This window comes from Chitinophaga sp., assembly GCF_039596455.1.
Taxonomy (GTDB): domain Bacteria; phylum Bacteroidota; class Bacteroidia; order Chitinophagales; family Chitinophagaceae; genus Chitinophaga.
Genome location: NZ_JBCNJR010000004.1, coordinates 72,958 through 84,935, shown reverse-complemented (window position 1 = coordinate 84,935; position 11,978 = coordinate 72,958). Strand labels below are relative to the sequence as shown.

Annotated in this window: 7 protein-coding genes; 5 read left to right on the top strand and 2 right to left on the bottom strand. The window is 54.8% G+C overall.

Annotation, left to right across the window (positions count from 1 at the left end; translation table 11 throughout):
• Positions 1-17: 17 nt before the first annotated feature.
• The 4 genes from ABDW36_RS15210 (at position 18) to ABDW36_RS15195 (ending at position 8,919) form a co-directional block, all read left to right on the top strand.
• Complete coding sequence (locus ABDW36_RS15210; RefSeq protein WP_343702773.1) at positions 18-5,600, top strand: hypothetical protein; 5,583 nt, start codon at positions 18-20, stop codon at positions 5,598-5,600.
• Positions 5,597-7,471, top strand: coding sequence for a hypothetical protein (locus tag ABDW36_RS15205; protein WP_343702772.1), 1,875 nt, complete (start codon positions 5,597-5,599; stop codon positions 7,469-7,471). Before ABDW36_RS15210 ends, ABDW36_RS15205 begins: the two co-directional genes overlap by 4 nt.
• 63 nt (positions 7,472-7,534) lie before the next feature.
• On the top strand, positions 7,535-8,347 hold the full coding sequence (locus ABDW36_RS15200; RefSeq protein ID WP_343702771.1) for a helix-turn-helix domain-containing protein: 813 nt from the start codon (positions 7,535-7,537) through the stop codon (positions 8,345-8,347).
• Between the two features lie 80 nt (positions 8,348-8,427).
• Positions 8,428-8,919, top strand: a complete 492-nt coding sequence (locus ABDW36_RS15195; RefSeq protein WP_343702770.1) for an anthrone oxygenase family protein — start codon at positions 8,428-8,430, stop codon at positions 8,917-8,919.
• A 57-nt stretch (positions 8,920-8,976) separates the two neighbouring features.
• Here ABDW36_RS15195 and ABDW36_RS15190 read toward each other — a convergent pair whose 3' ends face one another.
• On the bottom strand, positions 8,977-9,828 hold the full coding sequence (locus ABDW36_RS15190; RefSeq protein WP_343702769.1) for an SDR family oxidoreductase: 852 nt from the start codon (positions 9,826-9,828) through the stop codon (positions 8,977-8,979).
• Between the two features lie 344 nt (positions 9,829-10,172).
• Between ABDW36_RS15190 and ABDW36_RS15185 the strand changes: the two genes are divergently transcribed.
• The gene (locus ABDW36_RS15185) at positions 10,173-10,748 is read left to right on the top strand and encodes a Crp/Fnr family transcriptional regulator (protein WP_343702768.1); all 576 of its coding nucleotides are present in this window, start codon (positions 10,173-10,175) and stop codon (positions 10,746-10,748) included.
• On the opposite strand, the gene ABDW36_RS15180 is transcribed toward ABDW36_RS15185, so the two are convergent.
• The gene (locus ABDW36_RS15180) at positions 10,749-11,762 is read right to left on the bottom strand and encodes a LacI family DNA-binding transcriptional regulator (RefSeq protein WP_343702767.1); all 1,014 of its coding nucleotides are present in this window, start codon (positions 11,760-11,762) and stop codon (positions 10,749-10,751) included.
• Positions 11,763-11,978 lie beyond the last annotated feature (216 nt).

Below are 11,978 nucleotides of genomic sequence, written 5' to 3'. Positions count from 1 at the left end.
ATCTTTAACTGAAGGACATGCCCAGTTTCAAAGAAACCATACAACAGCTTGAAGAGGCCCGCAGCAGCCAGTCTGCCAGCCAGGCCGGTTTTTCGCAAAGCCGTGAGCGCCTGAACAGGATCAGGAAACAAAGGGAAGCGCTGGAAAGAAAGGTGAATGATAACAGCGACGATTATGTAGCGGAGCTGAACAAGCTGAAAGCCGCGGAGAAGGAAGCCCTTACGGCGCTCAACCAGCAGAAGGAACAACTGGCCGGCGCCAAAGGCATCAGTGCCGGGCTGTATAAAGACTTTATCAAACTGTCTGACCCGCGCCAGCAGCTGCATAACCTGGACGATGGCATTCCCCTGCTGCTGTTCCCGGTGCGGATAGAGACCCGCTTCAAAAAAGTGAGGCAAGACAACGAGGTGACGGATGAACTATGGATCAGGATCTACCCCGATGATGCGCTGGTAGATACCTTTGAGGAAACGCTCTCTGAAACAGAAGTGAAAAACGCCGTGTTCTATTGGCAAAAACACTGGGAAGCGGCAGGCAACGAAGAGCAGGAGCGGGGCGCATGGCGTACACTGGTGAGCAACCACGGCTCCGGCCGCGCCTTTCATATACTGGAACGATACGCGCCGCAAAACCCGGCAGACGCACCGGTCAAAGCCAATGCGGAAGATGTGGTGCTGGTAGTGACCGGTCCCGCCCTGCCCACGCAGCCGGAAAGAGACGCCCTGGTGAAATACTGGGCGGAAGTGTGGCGCGTAACGGGAGATGCAGCAAAAGAGCAGCAGGCCTGGAACACGCTGGTAGCAGATGCCGGCGGGGAAGCCAGTGCACAGGCACTCCGTGAAAAATATACCCCCTTCAACATGGATGCGCTGCCGCCCGTTCCTAAAACAAAAGCAGACGTGCAGGTGTCCCTGGCGTTCCTGCAATTGCCCGCGCCGGAGAGCGTGCCCACCAAGGCACAATCCTGGTCAGAGGCGCCGTTTGTGAACATGCTGCCGGAGCGGTTTGTGGTGACGGGCTACCAGGGTACGGAAGTGGCTTTTGAGCGGCTGGGCAACCACATCCCTTCCCCGCTGTATGTAGCGCCAGACCCCGGTACCAGTGAAGAAGAGCAGTTCTCACAAGACGGGAACGGGGAGATCATTATGCCGGAAGAGCTGCAGTGGATGGTAGACTTCAACGTGGCCGTGCAGAACGGGCTGGGGCTGAAGGTACCCATTTCCGCCACGCAGGCGGCGCGGGGCTTTACACGCATAGTAGTGCTGGGCGTAAGGCTAAGCGCGGATGAATATAAAGGGAAAGAAATGGTGGAAACCCTGCTGGAGCACCACCGCAGAAGCCGCAAGGGCATTGCCATCATTCCACAGGGAACGCCAACTAACAATACCGAGTCAGACAGCGCCGGGCATCAAAGTCTCGACGATGCGGACGAGAGTTTCAACCTCCTGAAAAAAGGCAGATTGTTTGAGCCTGCCACCAGCTGGATAGACAAAAAAGACGGCCAGTGGCTGGCGGAAAGTTTAGGCCTCAGTTATGACGCCGTTAACAGGATATCCAATGCAGACCAGGCAGACACGGCAGAAGCGCGGATGATGAACACGGCCCTCTGGCCCGCCACCATGGGGTATATGATGGAAACCCTCATGCAGCCGGTGTTCAGTGATAACGATATTGCCGCCACCCGCAGCTTTTTCAACCAGTTCGTGTCCGGCCGCGGGCAAATACCGGCATTGAAGATAGGCCGCCAGCCATACGGCATTCTGCCCGCTACCGGCTTCGCAAATATCAAATGGCTGAGCCGCCAGCCGGCTGCTACACACCTGAACGTGGCCGCCGGCACCAGCTACCTTTTCAAGCTCTACAACATCCTGAAAGAAACAGACAAGGAATGGCAGGCGCTGGTGAGCAAGGTGTCTCACGTAGGCAAAGCCGGAGACGGCCACCAGATACTGCTGGACGCGCTGGGGCTCAACCCTGCGTCTGTTGAATATTACCAGCGTACAGCGGAAAGCAAGCAGGATATTTTCAACCGCTTCAACCTGATGGGGCTGGGCGGCGCGTTGCTGGCGCTGTTCCTCACCGGCGGCTATGTAAAAACCGGCATGGACCTGCTGAAGAAGTTCGGTTATACGGAAGCTGAAGTGCCGGAAATACTGGACAAGTTTTTCCTGCAAAGCCAGAACCAGCTGAAAGGCCCGTTGATTGATGACCGCCCCCTTTCCGAAACCGCCCTCATCCGCAACTACACCACAGACAATAAAAACTACATACAGTGGCTGATCAACGCCGTCAACACGTCTCATGACACGCTGCGCAAGCAGCAGGGTTTCATCAACGGCAAAATACCCAACGCCCTGCTGTACCTCATGCTGCACCATGCGCTCGACCTGAGTTATGTGGAAGTAAGCCTGCGCCTTTACCAGAAGGCCGCCCTGCTCACCAGCGAGCAGGTGAGGGCCGCCAAAATAGAACCCGCTTTCCTGCACATTTCCCAAAAGGCGCAAACAAGCGAAAGCCGCTGGAATTACCTCTACTCCCGTCAGCCTGTTATTACCGGCAATGCAGATCAGTACATTGGCGATTACATTCCCAAGATCATCAAAACGGAAGTGGCCAGCCAATACATGAAAGAACAGCTGGAGGCGCTTGAAAAGCTGAAAGACCTGCCCACGGCGCGGCTGGAAAGGATATTTGCGGAGCACATAGACTGCTGCTCTTACCGGCTGGACGCCTGGCAGTCAGGCATACTGCATTACCAGCTGTCCCTGATGCGGCAGCGCATGAGCGATAGCGAAGAAGAATATAAACAAGGCATCTACATCGGGGCTTTCGGCTGGGTGGAAGAAGTGAAGTCTGAGAACAAAGTGCTTACGCCCGTGCAGCTGGAAGACCCTGCGCTGAAAAAGATGTTCATAGACGGGCAAACCATTCCGCTGGAGCGTGACAGTACCAACGGCGGCTACATCACCGCCCCGTCTCTTGACCATGCGGTGGCCGCTTCCGTGCTCCGCAACGCGTATACCGCCAATAAAAACCCGGAATCCCTGCGTGTGAACCTTTCCTCTGAAAGAGTACGCAAAGCGCTGTCTGTGATAGAAGGCATCCGCGGCGGCCAGTCTATGGGCGCATTGCTGGGGTACTACCTGGAGCGCGGGCTGCATGAAGGTTACCCCGGCGTGGAGCTGGACTACTTCATTTACCAGCTGCGCAAAGCCTTTCCGCTGGTGGTGAACAAAGTGAAAGATACGAAGCTGAATGACGGGGATGGGGATGAGGTGGAAGTGATAGAGGCCCGCAACGTGATAGACGGGCTGGCGCTGGTGAACCATGTTACGCAAACCGGGAACACCGCTTACCCCTTCGGCAAAACATTGCCGCCGCTGGAAAATGCGGCGCAGGGCACGGCCATCACCAAAGAAGTGAACAAGATCATGGACATCAACGATGCCGTGGGTGACCTGGCCATTTCCGAAAGCGTGTACCAGGCCGTGCTGGCTAATTACGAACGCTCCAACGCTACGCTGGACACGTTCAGTGATGCGAATTTTCCGCCCATACCGGAAGTAGTGCAAACCCCGCGCAGCGGCATCAATCTTACCCACCGCGTAGGCCTGCATCTCAAACCCGGCCTGGCCGCCAACCCGGCCCATACGCCCCGCGCAAAAGCAGAGCCTGCCATGAACGAGTGGCTGCAAACAGTGCTGCCTGCCCCGGCAGACATTGTTTGTTTTGTAAGCTACGGCGCCGTAACAGACGAAGAAGTATCTGCCGCCACGTTAGGCCTGCAGCCGCTTGACCTGCTGTACATGATCAATACAGACAGTGACCAGGCCCTGCGTGAAATTGACGACCGGCTGCTGAAGTTTGTGATGGACAAGGGCGGCGTGCGGCCGGATGTGGCCGTCAGCATCAACTACATGAAGCAGGCAGCCGGCAAATACAGCTTTTTTGAGCTGGCGCCGCTATTCAACAGCCTGCGTACCCTGCTGCTGCGCTCCCGCCCCCTCACGCCCAATGACGTGAGTATAGCCATTGATGCCAAAGCGGAAGAAGACAACGCCGTATTTGCAGACAATAACCTCGCCCGCCTGCAAGCCGCCCGCAATGAACTGCAGCAGCAGTTGAACAATGACCTCACGCCTTACATCAATACCATAGAGCCGTTGCTGACGGCAGATCTTTCCGTGCCTGCCAATGTAACCGCCGTGATCAATGCGCTGGACGCATCTTTCATACAACCCGCGCTGCCCGTCTTTTCCGCGCTGGCTAAAGCCGGCCTTATTGAAGCGGGCTACGGGTTCATGTACACCCGCCGGAAAGAGATATTCCTCCAGTTGCTCAATAAAACCGCCGCGCTCACCACCAAATGGGACGGCAAGCTGGCCGCTTACGATGCGCTGATAACAGATTATGCGGCGCTGCCGGGAACTGCTACAGCCGAAGAAAAAATGCGCTTCCTGCAAGACGCCGAGCTGCAGCTGTCTACCATTGTGCGCACTACGCTGCCCGCTACGCCGGCAGATTACCTGAACGCCCTGCAAACCACCATCAGGCCGGCTTTTGAAGCCAAACTGAATGATTTGAAAACCGTACAGGCCACTGCCGCCACTACCTTGCTGGCGCTGCTCAATGAAGTAAAAGGCAAGCTGCCTGTTGACCAGTTTGATGCGGAAGCGTTTGACCTGAAAGACGTAGAGAACCAGTTTGTTGTGCTGGCAGGAGAAATACTCGCCGCTGCCAAAGCGCTGGCAGCAAGCCTTGTTAAACGCATTGCCGCAGCAGATGCGTTGCTGGCGGAAGTGCCGGCTGTTACGGATAACAAAAAGAAAGTGAAGCTGGTGATGGATGCGGCCGTGCACCTCTTCCATGAAGATTTCAAGGTAGTGCCGGAGTTTGGCGTCACTGCGGCGGCCGGCGCGGAATGGAACAACGCCGTGGCCGCCAGAAGCCAGCTATTCAGTTACCTGACCACCCCGGACGGAGACGGTAACGTACTGTCCGAGTTCCCGGAAGACGACTGGCTGTACGGTATTGCGCGCGTACGGGAAAAGCTGCACCACTGGGAAAACCTGGTGCTGCTGAGCCCTGCTTTCCAGAAAACGGCCCCTGAGCTGCATCCCGTTCAGTTGCCTTACCAGGCCAATGACAGCTGGCTGGCGCTGGAGTACCCGGCAAACTATAGCATCAACACAGACCGCCTGCTGTACACCGCCCACTATTCCACGCCTTTTGACCGCAACGCACGGCAATGCGGCCTGCTGCTGGATGAATGGACGGAGATCATTCCATCAGGAAATGAAACGGCAGGTGTAGCCTTCCATTACGACCGGCCGAATGCAGAGCCTCCGCAGGCCATACTGCTGGCCTTGCCCACGGAATTTACCGGGGAGTGGAAGTGGAACGATCTGCTGAACACCGTCAACGAAACGCTGAACGCAGCGAAGAAACGCGCCGTAGAGCCCGCGCAGGTAGATACTACCAGCTACGCCAGGTTCCTGCCCGCTATCGTGTCTTCCATGACGGTACACCCGCTTTCCGTTTCGCTCAACCTGGCCTTCAACAACAACATTCACGAGATCTTATTAAACCAGGGGCAATGAACAAATACGTAGCCATAGAGAACATCGCCACAGAACTGACCGCCAAAAGCCTGGTGGGCATTACCATGTGGAACCGCCTGGAGGCGCGCCCGCGCACCAACAATTTTGACCGCGCGCTGCGGGCAGAAGTGCGTGACGCGCTCTGGATGCTCAGCAAGCAGTGGCAGATGGGAGAGTTCCTGGGAGACGATGCAGGATCGCCCGTATTTTCCCGCATGTACATGGCCAAAACAAAACTGACCAAGTACGTGCCCGGCAGCCATTCTGTAGAAGTGTTTGACGAAACCGTACCGCTGGAAGCCAAAGTGGAAAAACGCAATATCCCTTTCAACATCGGTACCGCCGCCGTATCGCTAGACATGCGGTTGCTGATGGGCCGCCACTGGCTGAAAATGATACAGGGAATGGGCAACACCGTGGCCGATGCTTACATCACCCAATACAAAATTGCGCTGCCGGATGCGGACAAAAAAGAAGATGCCTACATCACCGCCCATAAAGAAGCCTGGCAGCAATTCAACGCCGTAGCCGGCCGCTGCATGGACGGCGGCGCGCTGTACGCCCACCTGAAAACGCCCGGCGGCAAGGCGTCAGACGGCATGGCCGTTTTAACGCCTGCACAGGCTGCGGAAGCAGATACAAAAGGGGAGCGTTTTGTGGCATGGTTCGAAAAACTGTTCTACCAGCCCGGCGCCACGGAAAACGATGCCTGGAAACCGCAGCGGCTGGAATACCAGTTTGCCTGTTCCGCACCCGTGCAGGGCCAGGAAAAAGTAATGACGGCAGATGAGTATTACCAGGGCCACCTTGACTGGTATAACCTTGACATAGACCCCGCCCGCCAAAGCCTGCCGGATACCGGCACGCCGCCACCCGCCGGTATAGAAGAACCGCTGAAGCTCAGCTTCATTCCCGTGCCCGTCAACTTTGACGGCATGCCTAATACCCGCTGGTGGACGTTTGAAGACGGCCGCACCAACTTCGGCAACATCAAGCCTACCACCCGTGACATCGGCAAGCTGCTTTTTATAGAGTTTGCATTGCTGTATGCAAATGACTGGTTCCTGGTGCCCGTCACGCTGCCTGCAGGTAGCGTGGCCACGGTAAAAGGGCTGGCCGTTACCAATGTTTTCGGGGAAAGGCTGTGGGTAGAGCCCGCGGGCAAAGGGCTGGACGATGCCTGGAACAAATGGAGCATGTTCACCCTCAACACCAAAGGCAACATGGGCGAGCAGACAGATACCAGCCTGCTGGTGCTGCCCACCGTGTCCAAGATACAGGAAGGCAAACCGCTGGAAGAAATTCACCTTCTCCGGGATGAAATGGCTAACATGGTGTGGGGCATTGAAAGCATCATACCGCTGGCTACCGGCAGCGGCAAGCATGGTAGTGAGGCCGCGCGCGAGCTGAAAGCACGTTACCAGCAGATACTGGACAAAAAGATAGGCAACGGCGCCGTGATACCGCCCGCTCCGCCTGCGTACAAGGCAGACCTCCGGTATGAAGTGATGAACACCGTCCCTGAAAACTGGATACCTTTCATTCCCGCCCGTGTGGAAAACAGCATCCGCGCCATCAGGCTGCAGCGTGCGGCCATGCCGCGCATCCTCAATGGAGACCCGGAGAAGCCGGAAAAAACAGAGCCCCGTACTTCGCTGTTGCGTGAAGGCCTTGACGCAACACCCGCCGCCACTTATTTTGTGAATGAAGAAGAAGTGACACGGGCAGGCACCTTTGTGCTGGAATCTTACCAGCGTACGCGGTGGTACAACGGCAAGGTGGTAACCTGGCTGGGCATACGGAAGCAAACCGGCAGGGGAGAAGGGGCCAGCAACCTGGCATTTGACCAGGCCATCCCGGTGAAGAAGTAAGGTGGCCTGAATCCTTTCCATACTTGCATTTTCCCTGTATATTTGTTGTACTAATCTCGGAAAATGAAACTGAGGCAAATACCCCCGCCAGATGCATTGAAAAACCATATCCGGTATTTCTGGGTGTTTGAAGGAGCGGAAGAGGCCATCCCGGCCGGCTCTTTCAAAGCCATTGCAGACGGCTGCCCCGGCCTCATCTTCCAGCACCCTGACAAGGGTGTGATGTTCCAGAACAGCAAGCGCCTGCCTCCCGCATTTGTATATGGCACTGCTACCCGTTATGCAGAGATCAGTCTTGAAGGGGCCTTCAGCACCATCGGCATGTTCTTTTTCCCCCAGGCCCTTCCTGCCGTATTCGGCATCAACGCCGGCGAGCTGACGGACACCTGCATGGACCTTGAGCTGATTGCCCGCCGGCAGCAGTACCCTTTGGTGGAGCAGCTGGCCGAAGCCCCGTCTGCCCACCGCCGCATTGCTATTCTCAGTGATTTTTTATACCTGCTGCTGCAGCAGAACAGCTGTTTCGAGAACACGGCCATGCAGCATGCCGTTAACCGTATTGTGCAGGCAAAAGGCAGCGTGTCCCTGAAAGAATTGCAGGAGCAGCTGCAATTGTCTGAAAGGAGCTTTGAGCGGAAATTCAAACAATACGTTGGCGTTACGCCCAAGCTGTTTGCCCGCATCAACCGCTTCCAGGCCTCCCTTCACCAGTTGCGGCAAAACGACTTCCTGAAGCTGTCTGATGTAGCCTACCTGAATGACTATGCAGACCAGTCTCACTTCATCCGCTCCTTCCGCGAGTTTGCAGGCCTTTCCCCCAACCAGTACCAGAAGAACGCCGTAGAGCTGGTGGAGAACTTCTCCGGCCTGCGCTGACCCCGCTGCCGGTTTTGTTCTATTTTAACACACCCTCCCGCCATAGTTTTGTCGTTATTGACCATTAAACCATTTGCTATATGTTCGCAAACATTGTTCTGGCATTGACAGCCGTTACCACAGCCCTGATGGCCGGCCTTTTTTACGCGTATTCATTTTCTGTAAGTCCCGGCCTGGGGCGCCTGGCGGATGCGGAGTACATCCGCGCCATGCAGCACATCAACCGCGCCATCCTGAACCCGGTGTTTTATGCGGGTTTTATGGGCACGTTGTTATTGTTGCCTTTCAGCGCATACCTTCATTACGGCCAGCCGCTTTCCGTGCGTTTCTGGTGCCTGGCCGCTGCAGCGCTCGTATATGCCGTCGGCGTTTTCGGCATCACCATGGCGGTGAACGTGCCGTTAAATGAAGCGCTGAATGCATTCAACACGGAGCCTGCCTCCCTTTCGGAGATAGCGGCGCGCCGTGCAGGGTTTGAAGTGCGGTGGAATACGTTTAACAACCTTCGTACATTATTTGCTGTTGTTGCCACGGCGTTGGTGGCGGTGGGGTGCATTTATAAGGAAGGGTGACAAGGGGCACCCATCAATAGCCCAAACAGGAACTTCCCTGTTTGGGCTATCAACATTTTACAAGCTTCTCATGTAGTCTTCCAGCCTCACCGGCTTCCTCCCCAGCAAGTGCTCCAGCGCTCCGTCTACATGTTCGAACTCACCTTCTTTCACGCTATCTGCCATGCTGAGGTAAAAGTCTACCGCTACCGGCGGCATTTCCAGTTTTACCAGCTCTTCACGGAAGGCGTCCGCAGGTATATCCGTATACGTGGCCGGCAATCCCTTCGTGGTTTGCAGCAGCGTAGCAATGTCATGGAAAGAGTAAGCATTGCTGCCGGTAATGTCATACACGGTGTTTACATGGCCCTTGGGCGCGGCCAGTACGTTGGCGAGGGCTTCCGCAATATCTGTGCGGGCTACGAAGCTCACGCGGCCGTTGCCGGCGGGGTGGTAGATCTGGCCGTTTTCAAGGGCGCTGCCAAGGAACAGGGGAATGGTTTCCATATACATGCTGTCACGGAAAAAAGTGTAGGCAAAACCGTTGTCACGGATGGCTTTTTCTGTTTGCACATTGGTTTGCGCGCCATGAAAGATAGGCTGTTCTCCCAATTTTACAGAGCTGATGTAAACGATGTGTTTTACGCCTGCCGCTTTCGCGGCGTCTACCACGTTTCTTTCCTGCTGCGTGGCATGCGCGCCGTAGCTGGCGGAAGATATATGCAGCAGTTTTTCAACGCCTTCAAACGCGGCCTGCAGGGAGGCGGGATCGTCATAATCCCCCGGGCGCACCTGTATGCCGCTGAGGTCTTTCATTTTTTCAGGGTCACGTACAACCGCTATGATATTGCCGGGATTTACTTGCTGCATTAAAAATCCGGTGGTGGCTTTGCCAAGCTGGCCGCTGGCGCCTGTAATTGCTATTGTCATATTTCTTTTTTTGACAAAATTAGGAGCGGCATCACCGGTAAAATAGAACAAAACCGACAAGGCCGGAAATACAAGGCTGTCGCAATTGACATGCTGCGGGTGGTATTTGCATGCGGCTGAAATGCAGTGCTATGCCGTGTTTTGTTAACTGCTCGTTAATCGGGGCGCTTTCCGGTACGTTTACTGGAAAAATTATGGCGTTTACCAAAAGGCGCTTGACGGCATGGCGTTTTCGGTATACTTTTACATCGGTTTTTCATAGGATATGGTTAAAAATATTGAAGGGCGGTATTCTTACCGCCTTTATTTTTTTACCTTGTGAGCCCATCCTCCAACCATACGTTATGGAAAACATGCTGCTTCAATACATCCGTTCTATTGTACAGGTACCACCCGCCGAAGTGGAGAAATTGCTGGATATCGGTAAACACGTCACCATCCGGAAAGGAGATTATTTTCTGCAGGAAGGGCAGATACCCCGCAAGTTCGCTTTTGTAGGCAAAGGCCTTTTCCGCTATTTGTACATTGATGCGGATGGAAGGGAATACACCCGCAACTTCATGCCGGAGCGGAGCTTTATTTCCGCGTATGCGGCCATGGTACAGCAAAAGCCTTCCCGCATGTTTATTGAAGCATTGGAGAACAGCGAAATAATGGAAATTGACTACAGCCGGTGGCAGGAGGTAAAGAAGGGCCACGCCTGCTGGAGCCAGTTTGTAATTATTCTACTACAAAAAGCTTTTGTTTTCATCGAAAACAGGGAGCGGGATTTATTATTGCTGGATGCCGGTCAGCGGTACAACGTTTTCAGGGAAGAATTTCCGGGGCTTGAAAAACGCGTGTCGCAGCAACTGCTGGCTTCTTACCTGGGCATCTCTCCCGTGTCCCTGAGCCGGCTGAGAAAGAACGGCAGCTACTGATCAGGTAGACTTGCGCACCACCAGTTCCGTTTTCAATACTTTGATGATAGACTTCCAGTCTGCCACTTCCCGGCTGATCTGGTCTATCAGCAGCTGCGCGGCTGTACGCCCGATGTCACGCACCGGCTGGGATACGGTGGTGAGCGGCGGGTCTATCAGGCCGGATACAAAATCGTTGCTGAACCCTACCACGGCAATGTCTTCCGGCACCCGCAACCCTCTTTTCCTGATCACCTGGATGGTTTCTATGGCCGTAGGGTCGTTTACCGCAAAAATGGCATCCGGCCGGTTCTCCAGGTTCAGCAGGTGGTTCACGTATATTTTCACCTTGTCTATATTCAGATCGTAAGAGATCATCAACTCCTCATCAAGCGGCACATTATATTTCCGCAAGGCGGCCTTGTAGCCGTTGAGCCTCTTTTCGCTGATCTTCAGGGAAGCGGGGCCGGCCAGGTGCGCAATGCGTTTGCGGCCGGACTCTATAAGGTAGCTCACGGCGCGGAAAGAACCATCATAATCATCCACGATCACTTTCGGCACGTCCATTTCATCACACACCCGGTTGAAAAAAACAATGGGAATGCCTTTGCGCTGGAAGATCTTCAGGTGGTCGTAGTTGCGCGTTTCCCGGGTGATAGACACCAGTATGCCGTCTACCTGGTTGGCCAGCATCACCCTGGTATTGGCCACTTCGGTTTCATAGCTTTCGTCAGACTGGCAGATCACCGTGGTGTAACCGGCCTTGCTGGCTACTTCCTGCGCGCCTATGATGGCAGTGGGGAAGTAGGAGCTTTTGAACTCCGGCACAATAATGCCGATGGTATTCGTTTTTTTGGTGATGAGGCTGATGGCCAGCATATTCCGCTGGTAGTCCAGCTTCTCCGCCAGCTCCAGCACGGCCTGCCGGGTTTCCGGCTTAACGCTCTTATGCCCGGTCAGCGCGCGGGATACGGTAGATTTGGAAAGGTTCAGCTCTTTCGCAATGTCAATAATGGTTACCTGGTGCCTTTTCATGCCGCTAAGAAACGAATTATTTGCAATTGATGGGAACATTCCCGCAAATTGGGAATGTTCCCACGGCGCCGGGTGTCATTTTTTGCTTCGTGGTATAGTTGTTAGTCCCCATCTTTGGTAATCAACTAAATTCACACGTATGAAAAAGCTGTTGCTCTTCATCGGCTTACCGGTGCCTGTTTATGCCACGTTTACTTTAGTTCCCGGTATTACTGC

Excerpts from the sequence above, each read along its gene's own strand:
- ABDW36_RS15205 (WP_343702772.1), top strand. The coding sequence starts at position 5,597 with ATGAACAAATACGTAGCCATAGAGAACATCGCCACAGAACTGACCGCC.
- ABDW36_RS15190 (WP_343702769.1), bottom strand. The coding sequence starts at position 9,828 with ATGACAATAGCAATTACAGGCGCCAGCGGCCAGCTTGGCAAAGCCACC.
- ABDW36_RS15185 (WP_343702768.1), top strand. The coding sequence starts at position 10,173 with ATGGAAAACATGCTGCTTCAATACATCCGTTCTATTGTACAGGTACCA.
- ABDW36_RS15180 (WP_343702767.1), bottom strand. The coding sequence starts at position 11,762 with ATGAAAAGGCACCAGGTAACCATTATTGACATTGCGAAAGAGCTGAAC.
- ABDW36_RS15210 (WP_343702773.1), top strand. The coding sequence starts at position 18 with ATGCCCAGTTTCAAAGAAACCATACAACAGCTTGAAGAGGCCCGCAGC.
- ABDW36_RS15195 (WP_343702770.1), top strand. The coding sequence starts at position 8,428 with ATGTTCGCAAACATTGTTCTGGCATTGACAGCCGTTACCACAGCCCTG.
- ABDW36_RS15200 (WP_343702771.1), top strand. The coding sequence starts at position 7,535 with ATGAAACTGAGGCAAATACCCCCGCCAGATGCATTGAAAAACCATATC.